At 64.2% G+C, this 16,397-nt stretch carries 14 protein-coding genes; 12 read left to right on the top strand and 2 right to left on the bottom strand.

The window, feature by feature from the left end; all coding sequences use genetic code 11:
- Positions 1-116 precede the first annotated feature (116 nt).
- The 3 genes from OPV09_RS23090 to OPV09_RS23080 all read left to right on the top strand — a co-directional run bounded on the left by OPV09_RS23090 (position 117) and on the right by OPV09_RS23080 (position 4,956).
- On the top strand, positions 117-1,316 hold the full coding sequence (locus OPV09_RS23090) for an extracellular catalytic domain type 1 short-chain-length polyhydroxyalkanoate depolymerase (protein WP_338679476.1): 1,200 nt from the start codon (positions 117-119) through the stop codon (positions 1,314-1,316).
- Between the two features lie 308 nt (positions 1,317-1,624).
- Positions 1,625-2,839, top strand: coding sequence for an MFS transporter (locus OPV09_RS23085; RefSeq protein ID WP_338679475.1), 1,215 nt, complete (start codon positions 1,625-1,627; stop codon positions 2,837-2,839).
- Positions 2,840-2,922: 83 nt separating this feature from the next.
- A complete protein-coding gene (locus tag OPV09_RS23080; protein WP_338679474.1) occupies positions 2,923-4,956 on the top strand; it encodes a GNAT family N-acetyltransferase in 2,034 nt (677 codons plus the stop codon).
- 52 nt (positions 4,957-5,008) lie between these two features.
- Here OPV09_RS23080 and OPV09_RS23075 read toward each other — a convergent pair whose 3' ends face one another.
- Positions 5,009-6,274, bottom strand: a complete 1,266-nt coding sequence (locus OPV09_RS23075; protein ID WP_319990975.1) for a putative Na+/H+ antiporter — start codon at positions 6,272-6,274, stop codon at positions 5,009-5,011.
- A gap of 206 nt (positions 6,275-6,480) precedes the next feature.
- Between OPV09_RS23075 and imuA the strand changes: the two genes are divergently transcribed.
- From imuA to OPV09_RS23055, 4 genes are all read left to right on the top strand, one after another.
- Positions 6,481-7,191: a translesion DNA synthesis-associated protein ImuA gene (imuA, locus tag OPV09_RS23070; RefSeq protein ID WP_319991091.1), complete on the top strand. Its 711-nt coding sequence runs from the start codon at positions 6,481-6,483 to the stop codon at positions 7,189-7,191.
- A complete protein-coding gene (locus tag OPV09_RS23065; protein WP_338679473.1) occupies positions 7,121-8,608 on the top strand; it encodes a DNA polymerase Y family protein in 1,488 nt (495 codons plus the stop codon). The genes imuA and OPV09_RS23065 overlap by 71 nt, the downstream gene beginning before the upstream one ends.
- A gap of 81 nt (positions 8,609-8,689) precedes the next feature.
- Complete coding sequence (locus OPV09_RS23060) at positions 8,690-9,394, top strand: glutathione binding-like protein (protein ID WP_034750766.1); 705 nt, start codon at positions 8,690-8,692, stop codon at positions 9,392-9,394.
- Positions 9,395-9,463: 69 nt separating this feature from the next.
- Positions 9,464-10,222 (top strand): alpha/beta hydrolase family protein, encoded by a 759-nt coding sequence (locus OPV09_RS23055; protein ID WP_070303486.1) that lies wholly within the window; start codon positions 9,464-9,466, stop codon positions 10,220-10,222.
- Positions 10,223-10,296: 74 nt separating this feature from the next.
- Here the strand turns inward: OPV09_RS23055 and OPV09_RS23050 are convergent, their stop codons facing one another.
- On the bottom strand, positions 10,297-10,647 hold the full coding sequence (locus tag OPV09_RS23050; RefSeq protein WP_034783462.1) for a hypothetical protein: 351 nt from the start codon (positions 10,645-10,647) through the stop codon (positions 10,297-10,299).
- Positions 10,648-10,868: 221 nt separating this feature from the next.
- On the opposite strand from OPV09_RS23050, the gene OPV09_RS23045 reads away from it, so the two are divergent.
- From OPV09_RS23045 to coaD, 5 genes are all read left to right on the top strand, one after another.
- On the top strand, positions 10,869-11,336 hold the full coding sequence (locus tag OPV09_RS23045; RefSeq protein ID WP_070303487.1) for an Hsp20 family protein: 468 nt from the start codon (positions 10,869-10,871) through the stop codon (positions 11,334-11,336).
- A 274-nt stretch (positions 11,337-11,610) separates the two neighbouring features.
- Complete coding sequence (locus tag OPV09_RS23040; RefSeq protein ID WP_338679472.1) at positions 11,611-13,125, top strand: Do family serine endopeptidase; 1,515 nt, start codon at positions 11,611-11,613, stop codon at positions 13,123-13,125.
- 31 nt (positions 13,126-13,156) lie between these two features.
- Complete coding sequence (locus OPV09_RS23035) at positions 13,157-13,816, top strand: response regulator (RefSeq protein WP_034750756.1); 660 nt, start codon at positions 13,157-13,159, stop codon at positions 13,814-13,816.
- Between the two features lie 2 nt (positions 13,817-13,818).
- Positions 13,819-15,153, top strand: coding sequence for an ATP-binding protein (locus OPV09_RS23030; RefSeq protein ID WP_034750754.1), 1,335 nt, complete (start codon positions 13,819-13,821; stop codon positions 15,151-15,153).
- Positions 15,154-15,247: 94 nt separating this feature from the next.
- Positions 15,248-16,396 (top strand): pantetheine-phosphate adenylyltransferase, encoded by a 1,149-nt coding sequence (coaD, locus tag OPV09_RS23025; RefSeq protein ID WP_338679471.1) that lies wholly within the window; start codon positions 15,248-15,250, stop codon positions 16,394-16,396.
- Position 16,397: the final 1 nt, after the last annotated feature.

Genomic DNA, 16,397 nt, shown 5'->3' with positions numbered 1-16,397 from the left:
TCAGCCAATTGCGGTACTCTATGCGTTCCAAGGAGGAGGCCGCACATGCTGATGACGCAACGATGCAATGGGATGAACTTGCGGTACGCTCCACAACGACACGCACGCCGCGTGCCATGGTAAAGCCCGCCACCAAATGGCTGCGCGGGCTATTGCGCGCCGGTAAGGCGCAGCAGCGCACGGCGACCAAGCTGGCCAAGGTGCTGTTCGGGCCCGTGCCAGCCAAGCCCAAGGCCAAACCCCGCAGCAAGCCCGTGGTCAAGACCATGGTCAAGGCCAAGGCGACGCCGCGCGCCAGGCCCGCCAGCGACGCCGTACCCTCGCTGGCGCCCTTTGCCACGCCCCTGTCGCCACCGCGCGTGCGCAAGCGAACGGCGCCCCCGCCGGGCAAGTGGCTGGCCGCCCACTATGCGCCGCTGCCGGAACTGGGGCAGATGCCGGGCCGGCGCCTGCCGTATTTCCTCTACCTTCCCGAGAAGGCGCCGAGCGTCGCCATGCGCAGCCGGGGCCGGCCGTTGCTGGTGATGCTGCACGGCTGCGAGCAGAGCGCCACGCAGTTTGCCGATGGCACGCGCATGAACCGCCTGGCCGAGCGCAAGGGCTACGCCGTGCTGTATCCGCAGCAATCGCTGCGCTCGCATGCGCGCCGCTGCTGGAAGTGGTACGACAAGCTGACGCAGGAGGGCGGCGGCGACGTGCGCCTGATCGTGGGCGCCATCGAGCAGGTGGCGGCCCGCTATGCGATCGACCGCGCGCGCATCTATATCTGCGGCATTTCCGCCGGCGCCGGCATGGCGCATATCGTGGCCCTGAACCATCCCCATCTGTTCGCGGCGCTGGGCCTGCATTCCGGACCCGTCTTTGGCGCCGGGCATAATCTGATCGGCGCGCTGGGCGTGATGCAGCATGGCGCTGCCGCCCGCGCCGACGTGGCCATCGATGAAGTACTGGCGCGTCAGCCCGCGTTTCCTCGCCTGCCCACCATCCTGCTGCAAGGGCTGGCCGACAAGGTGGTGCGGCCCATTAACCAGACGCAGCTGGTGCGCCAGAGCGTGCGCGTCAACCGCTTGCCGTTCGATACCGTGGTGACGGCGCAGCGCCTGCCTGGCGGCGCGGCGGGCGGGCGCAATCCAGCCCATGCGTATGCGCTGCACGATTATCAGGTGGGCAAGGATGTGCTGCTGCGCGTGGCGCAGGTCGAGCACCTCGAGCATGCGTGGAGCGGCGGCGACGCCAGCCTGCCGTTCAACGACAAGGCCAAGCCCGACGCCAGCAAGATGCTGCTCGATTTCTTCGCCAGCCACCGCCGCCGCTAAACCAGCGTGCCGCGCGCCGCAACGGTGCGCTGGCACTGGTACGCATCGTTCTCCCTTTCCCCGCAGGGCCGCGGCCAGCGCGCCGGCACGCTGGCCGTGCCCTTTTCAGCCTGAATTCTAAATACCGCAGTACCATGTATTTCACTCAAGTGGTATTGCTGCGGTATTTAAAAATCACAAAAACAGGCGTTAAAAATACTAACTGGTATACAATTGGTACACGTTTTCAGTGTGAAGCCGTGTCCGCCGTCCCATGCCCCGACGGCTGATACGCACTGACGGCAGCCACCCACGTTACGGAACGCGCCATGTCCATCAAGTCGAAGCAGTTGCTGTGGTTTTTTGCGTTTTTTCTCGTCTTTGAGCTCAACATCTATCTGTCGAACGACATGATCATGCCGGCGATGCTGGGCATCGTCGAGGAGTTCCAGGCGGGAAAAAAGTTCGTCCCCCTGTCCCTGAGCCTGTATCTGCTGGGCGGCAGCTCGCTGCAGATTTTCCTGGGGCCCCTGGCTGACTGCATCGGCAAGCGCAAGCTGGTGTTGGCCGGCAATACCTTGTTCTTGCTGGCCACCTTGGCCGTGCCATTGACCGCCTCGATCGAGCAATTTCTCGCCGTGCGTTTCATCCAGGGCATGGGCTGCTGCTTCATCTTCGTCGGCTATGCCATGATCCATGAACTGTTCGATGACATGGCGGCCGTCAAGCTGAGTAGCATTTTGTCGAGCACCACCATCCTCGCACCCCTGGCCGGCCCCATCCTCGGCAGCGCCATCATCAGCCGGCTGGACTGGCGCTACGTCTTTTTCCTGTCGGCTCTGCTGGCGCTGCTGTCCTTGCTGGGCCTGTTCAAGACCATGCCGCGCGCGGTCCCCAAGACCACGCGCCCGGACCTGGCCGCCATCATGCGCAGCTACGCGGCCATTTTCAGCAATGGCCGCTTCATGTTCGGCATGTTCACGGCCGGGCTGGCCACCGTGCCTCTGACGGCCTGGATCGGCTTTTCGCCCATCTTCGTGCTGCAGGAAATGGGCGCGTCCTACGCCACGTATATCGCCCTGCAATGCGTAATCTTGTCGGGCTTTGTCCTCAGCAGCATCGCCATCCAGCGCCTGCGCCAGGATTTCCCCCTCGTCTCCCTGCTGCGCCTGGGCGGGCTGATCGCGGCCGCCGGCATGCTGGGTGCCGGCGCGGGCCGCCATCACGTCGACGTGTTTGCCGCCTGCATGTTTGTCTATTCCATCGGTTTCGGCCTGTTCAACGGCGCGCTGATACGCAGCGCGATCACGGCCAGCAAGGAGGCGATGACCTTGACGACGGCCGCCATGAGCTTGCTGTACTGCATTTATCTGTCCGCCTGGCTGCAGCTGTACAACGTGCTGTGCCAGCGCTTCGGCTATGCGCTGGAAACGTATGCGCTGCTCAATATTCCCGTCATCGTGGCCATCACGGCCTGCCTGCTGCTGTTTACGCGGGGCATGGCGGGGCGCCGGGAAAGCGGGGTGCGGCTGGCCCGGCACTGATGGCGCAACGATGCGCTTGTTCTCGACCTTGCTTTACCTCCTGCGAAGTTTATTGACACTCTCCTGCGGAAAATGGTGCGCCCATGAAAATAGATGACCTGGCCTCGAAACACGATCAAGCAAAGATTTTCAACCTCGAATACGAGTTCCGCATCAACCGGCTGAAACTCGATTACATCACCCTGGCCGATGTCCGGCCGGCCGGCAGCGACCTGGAGCAACTGGCCGTCGAGCACCAGGCGGGCATCGCGGCCCTGCGCAGCTTCGTCGCCCTGAACTTCAACCATTTCAACGCGGCAAGCTGCTCTTCGCTCAGCTGCATCCCCACGCGCGCGCTTGGCGACGACGAGCGCTACCTGCACCGCATCTGGATGGGCGGACCGCTGCCGGCCATTGCGGCCGAAGCGATCGGGCAGTGGGGCGCGGCGCTGGAAGAGGTGCGGCGCAACGGCGGCGCGCCATATGTCTCCATCCTGTGGGTATGGGATGCGCAGCAGCTGTGCAATGACGAGCGCTTCAGCCCCACGGGCGGCGCCGGGCGCTACACGATAGGCCGCTACGCGATCGGCGGCACGACCCTGCACATCAACTCGCTGCGCGCGCTGGCGCTCGATTTCGCGCCCGCCCGCTTCGACACCCTCGATACCTTGCATACGCAGCGCTACTTCGCCACCTTGTCCGATTATTTCCGCATCCTCATCATGTGCGAATACGGGGGCCTGTATATGGATGTCGATACGATCCCGCATAATCCGGCGACGATTTTCCTGATGAAGCCGGAAGTGCCCGATTATTTCCAGCGCAAGGAGGATGGCAGCGAAGAGCGCCGGCATGTCAGCTGGATGAATCTGTTTCTCGATGAAACGGGCATGCTGATCGCCAAGAAGAACGATGCCGCGCTGCGCGTGATCCAGCGCAATGTGAACCTCGCCTATGCGGGCATCGACGCGCAGATTCCCCGTTCCTGCCCGCAATTCGAGGCGCGGCTGTTTGGCCAGTTCTATGCGGAATGGAAGAAGAACCTGGGCGTGACCGTGCTCAGCCATGCCGAGTTCTATCAGCGCTATTGCGTGCTGTATGACGGCGCGCGGGAAGCAGTGGCGGGCGGCATCCGCGGCATGCGCCTGCTGGACGATATCATTACCGACATGCACATTCCCTTGAGCGACGAGGAACGGCGCGCGTATGCGCGTTGCGTGGCGCGGCTCGACGAGATCGGCTGGCAGCTTGACGATCCTTTGATCCTGCCCGACATCGTCGATGTGTTCGATATCGAGGAAGTGCCGCGTATGGCCTATGCGGCTCAGCTGCGGGCCGACATCGACCATTTTCACTATTACTCGGTGCTGTCGGACGACCCGCAGCTCGACCGCGTGAATACCGTCTTTTGCCGCTACCTGCTGGCCCACCGTTCGCAGCATATTGCCGCCGGTGCTTTCTGGCGCCCGACCGTCGGCCGCCACGGCAGCCGCATGCCGGCCGCCAGCGATGCCGCCCCGCCAGGTGACGAGGCGCAGGCGGACCTGCTGTCGCATGCGCCGCTCACGCTGGTGCCGGGCGAACTGCTGGATGACGAGACGAAGAACCGCATGGCGAAGCTGCTGTTTGCCACCAGCTATCTCGAATACTGCTCGTTCGGTAATAAATTGAATCTGCAATTCGTCGAATTGCAGCGGCGGCAAAACATCGACCCGTATCTGGCGCACATCCACGGCCTGCATGACGAGGACGGGCGTTTCATCGGCTTTTTCACGGCCGCGACGATGGACGAGTTCCAGGCCTGCGGCGCCGTCTCCTATTACCGCGACGACATGAAGGCGCTCGACGATGCGTATGACGCCTTCGTGCTCGCGCATGCGCGTGCCGACGACTGTTTCGTCAGCAGCCTGGCCATCGACGAGAAATACCGGGGCCAGGGTTTATTCAGGCAGATGTTCCATGAAATCCGCGACCTGGCCAGCCGCAAGGGCTGCGCGCGCATCACCTTGACGGTGTGGGAAAAGAGCGAAGCGCTGCAAGTGTATCTGCACAAGGGTTTTCGCAGCGTGGGCACGTTCGACTATGCCTACAGCCTGTTCTATGACCGGCTGCATTTCCTCGTGTATGAGGGTAACTGAGGCGGGAAACTGAGGGAAGCGGGGGCGGCCGGCAGCCGCCCCGTGAGTAGCGTTACAAAGCGAGGAAGGCCAAGGCCGCCACGGCCGTCGGCAGCAGGGCGCCGGCCAGCAGGCCGACGGCGCCGATCGATTCATCCTTGAAGCCGCGGCGCAGCAGGGCCACGCCGGCCGGGTTCGGCGCATTGGCGATGACGGTCAGGCCTCCACCGGCCACGGCGCCGGCCATCAGCATGTATTTCGCTTCATCCGTCATGCCGACGATCAGCGAACCGAGGTAAGTGAGGGCCGCATTGTCGGTAATGGCCGTCAAGCCCAGGGCGCCGAAGAACAGGGCCAGCGGCTTCAGGCTTGAAACGATGGGTTGCAGCCACCATTGCTGCATGCCGCCCAGTACCACCAGGCCGCCCAGGAAGAAGCCGACCAGCAAGCCTTCCTTGAGGATCAGCGGGCTTTGATAGCGTTCGTACGCCTGCACGAAGCCGAGGAAGAACAGGAACAGGCCGATGAACAGCACGGGATGGTGCGCCAGGGTCACCACGCCGGCCAGCACGATCATGTGCACGAGGCTGACGGCCAGCGGCACTTTTGGCGCTTCCACCTCGCCGGCCTTCGGCTTGATGTCGGAAGTGTTGCTGTGCAGGTATTTGCGCAGCAGAATGCTCACGCCCGTGGCGTTGACGAGCACGGCGATGGCGGCCTTCCAGCCGAAATGGCTGGCCATGTAGGCGCTATCCCAGTTCCACGTGGTGGCCACCATCAGCACGGGCGGCGCCGCGTACGAGGTCAGGGTACCACCGATGGAAACGTTGACGAAGAGCACGCCCAGCGCGCCGTATTTCAGCCATTCAGGGATGCCCGGGCGGAAGATTTGCGGCGCCAGCATCAGCGCGGCCAGGGTCATGGCGGCCGGTTCCGTGATCAATGAGCCCGTCAGGGGCACGAGCGCGAGGCCCAGCCAGACGAGGCCCAGTTCCGTGCGCAGCGGCATCACGCGCGCCACGCTTTTCAACAGGCGCTGCACGGCGTCGAGCACAGGGCGCGAGGCGGCCACGACCATGACGACAAAGACGAACAGGGGCTCCGTGTAATGGCGCGACTCGGCATACTCGATGGCCGCATCGCTGCCCGAGACAAAGGCCATGATGAGGATCAGGATAAAGGCCCAGAAGCCGAACACGACTTCCACTTCGCCCAGCAAGTGCAGCAAGCCCGCATGGCGGGGATGGCGCCGCGACAAGGTTTCAAACGACTTGGCGGCAAAGGTGTGGATGAGCGCAAGGCCGAAGACGATGGCGCTGATGATTTGGATGGTGGTCAAATGCGTTTCCTTATGGACGGAGGAAGCCGGCTGGTACGTTGCCAACCGGTAAGGAGAGTGCTTATGGTACAGCAATCGATGCCGAAAACGGGGTTTTTCGGACATGGCGGAGCGGCCCCGGCGGTAGCGGCAGTCAGATAAACCTTGCCAAAAGTGGAGCTGGATAGTACTGTATATGCATACAGTATTCATCTATCTATCCAATGATGCAACATTCTCAATTGATGGCCTCGCCGGAAGCCTTGCACCCGTCCTTGTGGCGTGCATCGCAGCTGGGGCAGGGCGCCACGCGCTGCCTGGACACGGGCTTTGCCGCCCTGTCCGCGCAGCTGCCCGGCGGCGGCTGGCCCAGCGGCAGCCTGATCGATCTGCTGGTGCAGCAGCCGGGCAGCGGCGAATTGCGGCTGCTGGCCCCCGCGCTGGCGCAACTGCCGGGCTTGCCCATCGTGCTGTTGCAGCCGCCCCATCCGCCGCAGGCACTGGCCCTGGCCGCGCAGGGACTGGCGCCGTCGCAACTGCTGTGGCTCAAAAGCGCCGGCAGCAAGGATGCCTTGTGGGCGGCGGAAAACATCTTGCGCAGCGGTACCTGCGGCGCCTTGCTGTTCTGGCAGCCGCACGTGCGCGCCGACAGCCTGCGCCGCCTGCACCTGGCCGCGCAAAGCGGCAACACCCTGTTCTGCATGCTGCGCCCGCTGCACGGCGCGCAGGATGCGTCGCCGGCGCCGCTGCGCCTGTCCGTGCGCCCGGCTGCCGGCGGCATCGAGATCGGCTTCATCAAGCGCCGGGGACCGCAGCGCGACGCGCCCCTGTTCCTGCCCCTGCAACCTCCTTCATTATTGCGACGCCATGCGACTCTGGATCGGCCTGTGCCTGCCCCGGCTCCCGCTCGAAGTGTTTTGCCCGCGCTGGTCGGCTGACAGCCTGGGCGTAGTGCTGGAGCAGGAGCAAGTGATGGCCGTGTCGCCGCTGGCGCGGGCGGCCGGCATCAAGCCGGGCATGCGCCGCGCCGGTGCGCTGATGCTGGCGCCGCAGGTGCGCCTGCACGAGCGCTCGCCTGAACTGGAAGCGCAAGCCCTGCAAGCGGTGGCGCTGGCGCTGCTGCAATATTCGCCGCTGGTGGCGCAAGGCGAGGAAGCGACCCTGCTCGTCGATGCGGGCGCCAGCCTGCGCCTGTTCGGCGGCGTGCGTGCCCTGTGCCGGCACATCGAGGCCAGCTTGCGCGCGCTCGGCTACACGGCCCAGTTGTCGTGCGCACCCACGGCGCGCGGCGCCTGGCTGCTGGCGCGCGCCGCTATGCGCCGGCGCCGCGTGCTGGGCATGGAGAGCCTCACCCGCCGCCTCGACGGCCTGCCGTGCGCCTTGCTGCCGCCCGCGCGCCCCTACCTCGAGTGGTTCGAGGGCATCGGCTGCCGCACTCTGGGGCAACTGCGCCACTTGCCCCGGCCCGGCTTGCAGCGCCGTTGCGGCGCAGCCTTGCTGGATATGCTCGACGATGCGCATGGCCACAGCACGGAATTGTTCGTGTGGCTCGAAGCGCCGCCCACGTTCCGCGCCAGCCTGGAATTGTTCGACCGCGTGGAGCACGCGGACGCGCTGCTGTTTGGCGCGCGCCGCCTGCTGCAGCAAATGACGGGCTGGCTGTGCGCGCGGCAATTTGCCGTCGAGCGCATTCAATTGCTGCTGGCGCACGAACGGGGCAGGGTGGCGCGCCCGCCCACCGTCATCGACCTGGCGCTGGGCGAGGCCGTGTGGCGCGACGAGCACCTGGTGCGCCTGCTCAAGGAGCGCCTGGCGCAGCTGGCGCTGGACGCGCCCGTGATCGGCCTCACCCTGGAAGCGCTGCAGGTGCAGCCGATGGCGCCGCCCAGCGACAGCCTGTTTCCCGAGCCGGGCGGCACGCCGCAGGAACGCCAGCGCCTGCTGGAATTGCTGGTGGCGCGCCTGGGCACGGACAATGTCTTGCAGGCCGCGCCGCGCGCCGATTACCGCCCCGAAGCGGCCAACCAGTGGCTGCCGCTGCCGGCCAAGGCCGGCGCAAAAAACGCGCAGCCTGACTTGCCGCCAGGCTTGCCCGGCATGCCCCGCCCCGGCTGGCTGCTGGCCCAGCCCATCGCCCTGCTGATGCGCGAGCACCGGCCGTTTTATGGCTCGCCCTTGAAAATGGTGTCCGTTGCCGAACGCATCGAAGCGGGCTGGTGGGGCCAGTCGCAGGCGCGCGATTATTTCATTGCCGAAGGCCTCGACCACGCCCATTACTGGGTCTACCGCGAACGCATCGCCGGCTGCGGAGAAGACGCCGCGCCGCGCTGGTTTTTGCATGGCTTGTTTGGCTGAATGGGCTATCCTGCTGAAACTGCCATGCTTGGCTATACTGGCTCTCCGGCGCCGCATCTTTCATTGAAACAAAGGATATCCATGACACAGCTTTCCGACTTCCCCATCACCCAAAAATGGCCCGCCCGCCATCCCGAGCGCCTGCAGCTGTATTCGCTGCCGACGCCGAACGGCATCAAGGTTTCGATCCTGCTGGAAGAGCTGGGCCTGGCGTACGAGCCGCACCTGGTCAGCTTCGAGACAAACGACCAGACATCGCCCGCCTTCCTGTCCCTCAATCCCAACAACAAGATTCCCGCCATCCTCGATCCGAACGGTCCCGATGGCAAGCCGCTGGCGCTGTTCGAGTCGGGCGCCATCCTGCTGTACCTGGCCGAAAAGACGGGCAAGTTCATCCCCCAGGACGCGGGCCTGCGCTATGAAACGATACAGTGGCTGATGTTCCAGATGGGCGGTATCGGCCCCATGTTCGGCCAGGTGGGCTTCTTCCACAAATTCGCCGGCAAGGATTACGAGGACAAGCGTCCGCTCGAACGCTACCTCGGCGAAGCCAAGCGTTTGCTGGGCGTGCTCGAGCAGCGCCTGCAGGGCCGCGACTGGATCATGGGCAGCCAATACACGATTGCCGACATCGCCATCTTCCCGTGGGTGCGCTGCCTGGTGGGTTTTTACGGTGCGGGCGATCTCGTCGGTTTTAACAACTTCCCGAACGTGCAGCGCGTGCTGGATGCTTTCCTGGCCCGGCCTGCCGTCATCAAGGGGCTCGACATACCATCGCGTGGCTAAAACAGCCGTGGCCGGACGGCGCTACAATGCGCCATCGGCCGCGCTGCGCGGCAGCTTTGATCTGAGACAATGAAATCCACCCGGCAAGATTTTCCCGGCGCGCACGGCCATGTGCTGGCGGCGCGCCTCGATGCGCCCGACGGCGCCATCCGCGCCTACGCACTGTTCGCCCACTGCTTTACCTGCGGCAAGGACGTGCTGGCCGCGCGGCGCATCGCGCAAGGCTTGACGGAACACGGCATCGCCGTGTTGCGCTTCGACTTCACGGGACTGGGTGCCAGCGAAGGCGAGTTCGCCGCCACGAATTTCTCGTCGAACGTGGACGACCTGGTCGCCGCCGCCGACTTTTTGCGGGCCAGACACGCCGCGCCGCAATTGCTGATCGGCCATAGCCTGGGCGGCGCCGCCGTGCTGGCCGCCGCGTCGCAAGTGCCGGAAGCGACCGCCATCGCCACCCTGGCCGCGCCGAGCACGCCCGCCTACGTGACGCGCATGTTCAGCGACCACCTGGAAAAAATCGCCGCCGAAGGCGAAGCGCTGGTGCAGCTGGAAGGGCGGCCCTTCCGCATCCGCCAGCAATTCGTCGACGACGCTGGCAGCCACAGCTTAAAAGAGCACATCGCCGGCCTGCGCCGCGCCCTGCTGGTGATGCACGCGCCGAACGACACGACGGTCAGCCTGTCGAATGCGATGGATATCTTTACGGCGGCCAAGCACCCCAAAAGCTTCGTTTCGCTCGACGACGCCGACCATCTGTTGACGGGGCGCGATGACGCTGCCTACGTCGCCAACGTGATTGCCGCGTGGAGTGCGCGCTATATCAGCTAAGTAACTAAGCGGCCGCCCATGAAAAACGCCGCGGCAGCAGAAGCTGGCGCGGCGCAGATGGGGGAGAAAACGGATCAGTCTTCGTCAAACTCGGCCGAAAGATCCTTCCAGCCCTTGCTCACGGCAAAGGCCGAGAATTCCTCGGGCGCTTCCAGAACAATCAGTTTCTTGTCTTGCAGGCCCAGGTCGCCATGGCCGAAGTCGGGGCCCACGTAGCCGAGGCTGCGCAGGCGGGCCAGGATGTGGCCGACCAGGGTCTTGTCCTTGTAGGCGCCCGCTTCGAGCGGGGCGGCGAAATCGACGTAGACGTCGATGATGCCGTAGCCTTCGTCGAAGATGCGGATGGCCTTGATGTCGTGGGCACGGCCGGAGCCGTCGGTGGCCTTGAAGGGGCCGCTGAGCTGGATGTCGGTGTCATTGTTCATGCCGTCAGCATACACCAAAAGCCGGCCCCGCATGGGGGGCGCCATGCAAAATCCCCGGGATGGGTCATGTAAAATTTTCTTACAAATTTCGCGGCGTCTGGGGCGCTTTTTGCCAATTTCAAGGCCTTGAAAGGGACTGGAGAGGCCGTATATCGGTAACAAGCGGATGCTCATCGTGAGGTCCGCCCCTCTTATCGCTTCATTTGAAAAGGATATTTATCATGCGTACTTTTGACCTTGCTCCCCTCTACCGTTCCGCCATTGGCTTTGACCGCCTGGCACAGCTGCTCAACGAACAACGCGCCGATGCGCAACCGAGCTATCCACCGTACAACATCGAACTGGTGTCGGAAGACAAGTACCGCATCGTGATGGCATTGGCTGGCTTCTCGCGCGAAGAGATCGACATCATCACCGAACGCGACTCCCTGCACGTCACGGGCCGCAAGCAGAAAGATGGCGTCGAGCGCACGTTCTTGCACCGCGGCATCGCTGCCCGCGATTTCGAACAGCGTTTCCAGCTGGCCAACCATGTGAAGGTCACGGGCGCCACGTTTGAAAACGGCATGCTGACCATCGACCTGGTGCGTGAAGTGCCGGAAGCCCTGAAACCGCGCAAGATCGAGATCGGCGCCGGCAGCGGCACCGCCGCTAACGTCAATGCGCTGGAACAGCGTCAAGCGGCCTGATCTGATCGTGGCGCCCCTTCGGGCGCCCTGGCAGCCGGGAGGGTTCCCTTCCTCCCCATGCAGTAAAATACTGGCCGGTTGATCCGGCCAGTGTCACGTCTGGAGCCTGTTCGGGCCCTTCATTGAGCGCCATGCAAGGTGCATGCTGCAGGCCAGATTAAGCCATGCTTAAAGGCGCAAATACCTGTTTCCAAATAGAAAAATGTTAAGCACCGCCTAAGACTCGTGGCCCACTATTGCAGACATCAAAATCTCATTAAATGAGGAGCAATTCATGGAACAGCAAACGAATACCGCATCCCTGAAAATCAAACGCACCGTAGCCGCGCTGGCCGCGATCGGTGTGCTGGGCGCCGGTGGCGCCATGGTGGTGCATCAGAACAATGCCGGCGCGAATGCCGCTGCCGCTGCCCCAGGCGCCCCCGTGGCCGCCGCCGTGGCGCCCACCGCCAGCGCGCCGCTGGTGGCCTTGCCCGACTTTAGCCAGATCGCCGCGCGCAACAGCCCGGCCGTCGTCAATATCAGCGTGACGGGCAGCACCAAGGTGGCTTACGACCCCTCGGCCCAGGCCGGCAATGACGACTTCGGCAACGATCCGTTTTTCGAATTCTTCCGCCGCTTCCAGGGGCCGCAAGGCGGGCAGCGCGGTGGCCGCGACGTGCCCACGCACGGCCTCGGTTCCGGTTTCATCGTCAGCCCCGACGGCATCATCATGACGAACGCCCACGTGGTGCGCGATGCGCGCGAAGTGACCGTCAAGCTCAACGACCGCCGCGAATTCCGCGCCAAGGTGCTCGGTACGGATCCGAAGACCGATATCGCCGTGCTGAAAATCGACGCCAACAACCTGCCCGTCGTGCCGCTCGGTCATTCGAGCGACCTGAAAGTGGGCGAGTGGGTGCTGGCCATCGGTTCTCCTTATGGCTTCGACAGCACGGTGACGGCCGGCGTCGTCAGCGCCAAGGGCCGCTCCCTGCCCGACGACAGCAATGTGCCGTTCATCCAGACGGACGTGGCCGTCAACCCCGGAAACTCGGGCGGCCCGCTGTTCAACACGCGCGGCGAAGTGGTCGGCATCAATTCGCAGATCTACAGCCAGACGGGCGGCTTCCAGGGCCTGTCGTTCGCCATCCCGATCGACTTGGCCGGCCGCATCAAGGACCAGATCGTCGCCACGGGCAAGGCCAGCCACGCCAAGCTGGGCGTGACGGTGCAGGAAGTGAACCAGGGCTTTGCCGACTCGTTCAAGCTGGCCACGCCGGAAGGCGCCTTGGTCGCCAACGTGGAGCGGGGCAGCCCGGCCGACAAGGCGGGCCTGAAATCGGGCGACGTGGTGCGCAAGGTGAATGGCCAGCGCATCATCGGCTCGGCCGACTTGCCGGCGCTGGTGGGCACGTCCTTGCCAGGCGACAAGATCACGATGGATGTCTGGCGTGACGGCAAGATCGTGAGCCTGACGGCAACCCTGGGCAATGCGGCCGACAAGGTGGCCGACGTGGCGAAGAGCGACAGCGCCGCTGGCAAGGTAAAGCTGGGCCTGGCCCTGCGTCCGTTACAATCGGATGAAAAACGCGAGGCGGGCATCAGCGCCGGCCTCTTGGTGGAAGACGCGGGCGGTGCTGCGGCCAACGCCGGAGTGCAGCCGGGCGACGTGCTATTGTCGGTCAATGGCCGTCCCGTCAACACGGTCGAGCAGGTGCGCGACGTGGTGGAAAAATCCGCCAAGTCGGTCGCCTTGCTGATACAGCGCGGACCCGACAAGATTTTTATTCCCGTGCGTTTAGGCTGAAAACAAGAGTAACGAGATAGAGAGGCAAGCCATGCGCTTATTGCTGGTAGAAGACGATACGATGATCGGCGAGGTGGTGCTCGATTTGCTGCGCGCCGAGCATTACGCGGTGGACTGGGTCAAGGATGGCGACATGGCCGATACGGCCCTGCAGACGCAGACCTATGACCTGGTATTGCTGGACCTGGGCTTGCCGCGCAAGGATGGCCTCGACGTGCTGCGCTCGATGCGCTTGCGCAAGCTCGACACGCCGGTTCTCGTGGCCACGGCGCGCGACGCCATCGAGCAGCGCATCGCCGGCCTCGACGCGGGCGCCGACGATTACGTCTTGAAGCCGTATGACCTTGACGAACTGCTGGCGCGCATCCGTGCCCTGTTGCGGCGCGCCTCGGGGCGGCCGGAACCGGTCTTCGAACACCAGGGCGTTTCCATCAATCCGCTGACGCGCGAAGTGATCGCCGAAGGGCATCCCGTCAACCTGTCGGCGCGCGAATGGGCCGTGCTGGAAGCCTTGATCGCGCGCCCCGGCATCGTGCTGTCGCGCGCGCAGCTGGAAGAAAAGCTGTACAGCTGGAAGGATGAAGTCAACAGCAATGCCGTGGAAGTGTATATCCATGGCTTGCGCAAGAAGCTGGGCAGCGACTTGATCCAGAACGTGCGCGGCCTCGGCTACATGGTGCCCAAGGCATGAGGATGAAGGTCACGGTGACGCATTCACTGCGCGGCCGCCTGCTGTGGTTTTTGCTGGCGGCCATCATCATGGCGGCCCTGGCGCAAGCGTCGATCGCCTACCGCAGCGCCCTGTACGACGCCGACCAGATTTTCGATTACCACATGCAGCAGATGGCTTTGTCGCTGCGCTCCGGCGCGCCGCTGGCCAACCACGCGCAAGCCTTGCCGGCCGATCCCGTCAACAACGACATGGTGGTGCAGGTATGGACGCCGGACGGCGTGCAGGTGTTCCGTTCGATCACGCGCGCGGAATTGCCGCAGCGCGCCGTGCTGGGCTTTTCGAACGTGAAGGCGAACGGCACGACCTACCGCATCTTCTCCGTGCAAACCAGTTCCCAGACCGTGCAGATCGCCCAGGACATGGCCGTGCGCAAGCGCATGGCCGGCAGCCTGGCGCTGCGCACGGTGGGGCCCATCGCGCTGATGGCGCCGATTTTGATGCTCGTCGTCTGGTGGGTCGTCAGTGGTTCGCTGGCGCCCGTCTCGCGCGTGCGCAAGCAGGTGGCGGCGCGCCAGGCGGACGATCTGTCGCCCGTTTCGGAAGCGGGCTTGCCCGACGAGGTGCGTCCCCTGGTGCATGAGCTGAACCTGTTGTTCGGCCGCGTCAAAACGGCATTCGACGCGCAGCAGCATTTCGTCGCCGACGCCGCGCATGAATTGCGCACGCCGCTGGCGGCCCTGAAACTGCAGGTATTGAGCCTGGAGCGGGCCGAATCGCAGGAAAAGCGCAGTCTGGCGATCTCCCGCGTCAGCGCCGGCATCGAGCGGGCCACGCGCCTGGTCGAGCAGTTGCTGGTGCTGGCGCGCCAGGAAGCGAGTGCCGCCAGCGGCGACCAGCTGCAGGCGGTGGATTTGAACGACGTCGTCAAGCGCGCGCTGGGCGACATGGCCGGCATCGCGCAGGCGCGCAAGATCGATCTGGGCCTGCATCACATGGATGCGGCCAAGGTGGCGGGGCAGGCCGATGCGCTCAACATCATGCTGCGCAACCTGGTCGACAACGCCATCAAGTACACGCCGCAGGGCGGCACGGTCGACATCGACCTGCGCGCCAGCCCCGTCGGCGTGACGTTATCGGTGGAAGACAGCGGCCCCGGCATTCCGCCCGAGGAGCGCGAGCGCGTCTTCAGCCGCTTCTACCGCGTGCCCGGCACGGACGCCAACGGCAGCGGCCTGGGGCTGGCCATCATCAAGGCCATCGCCGAGCGCCACGGTGCGCGCCTGGTGCTCGATAAATCCGAGCGCCTGGGCGGCCTGTGCGTGCGCGTGGAGTTTCCGCAAGCCGTGAAAAAATAGCGTTTTGATCATGATCTTTGGCATGTTGCATTGACGCGCGCGCCGCTGGCATATATTGTCTGCGCAATAAGCAATCAAGCAAACGGAGCGCAGCATGCAGAAGATCGGCTTTTCAGGAACCCTCGACCCCATCACCAATGGCCATATGTGGGTGATCGGCGAAGCGCGTTCGCTCGCCGACGAGGTGATCGTGTTCCTGTCGCAAAACCCCGCCAAGCGTCCCCAATTTCCCGCTGAAGACCGCAAGCGCATCATCGAGCAGAGCGCGCGCGAGTGCGGCTGGGACAATGTGCAGGTGGTCATCGTCAAGGGCGACTACACGGCCCGCGCGGCGAAAAAGCATGGCTGCGACTACTTGATCCGAGGCATTCGCACAACGGCCGATTTCGACTATGAAAACCTGATCCAGCAAACGAACGTGGACGTGCTGCAGGGCGCCAAGACGATCTTCGTGATGCCGCCGCGCGACCTCGGCTCCGTCAGCTCCAGCTTCGTCAAGGCGCTGGAAGGACCTGTGGGCTGGAACTGGACCATGAAGAAATTCGTCCCCGGTCCCGCCTACCAGGCGTGGATACTCGACTGCCTGCGCAAGGAGTGGGAAGCGCTGTGGAACTATGCGACTACCTCGCAAGATGACATCGCGCTGGCGGACCACTGGTTCGCCCACCTGACGGGACCGCAGGCGTATGGTGGCGCGGACCGCCACTATCACAACCTCGACCATCTGGTGCATGGCCTGTCCGAGATCCGCGTGTGGGCCGACAATACCTTTGCGCCCAAGCGCGATAGCGCGCTGGTCAAGAAGGCGTTCTGGTTCCACGACGCCGTCTACAGCCACGACGACGATGCCCTGTATTCGAGCGAAGAGGCGAGCGCCCAGCTGTGGCTGGCCAGCGGCCTTGATGCGGGCGACAACCAGGATGTGGCGCAATTGATACGCGCCACCGATCACTTCCAGGGACCCGGCATCAGCCATGCGCTGAAGGACGCCATGCTCAGTGCCGACCTGGCCATCCTGGGGCAGGATGAAGAAGTGTATCAAGCGTATACGCAAGCCATCGGAAGAGAATACGCGCACGTGGACCCCGTACGCTTCAACGAACAGCGGGGCCTGGCCCTGCAGCACCTGAGCGCCAAGGCGCAGGCGGGCCAGCTGTTTGGCGATGCGTATTTCGCCGACCAGTACAACGAGCGGGCGATAGACAATATGCGCAAAGAGATCGCGGCGCTGGCGGGGAATTGAG

The organism is Janthinobacterium sp. TB1-E2 (assembly GCF_036885605.1).
Lineage (GTDB): Bacteria > Pseudomonadota > Gammaproteobacteria > Burkholderiales > Burkholderiaceae_D > Janthinobacterium > Janthinobacterium aestuarii.
The sequence above is the reverse complement of the archived record's forward strand: the minus strand, read 5'-3'. Positions and strand labels throughout refer to the sequence as shown.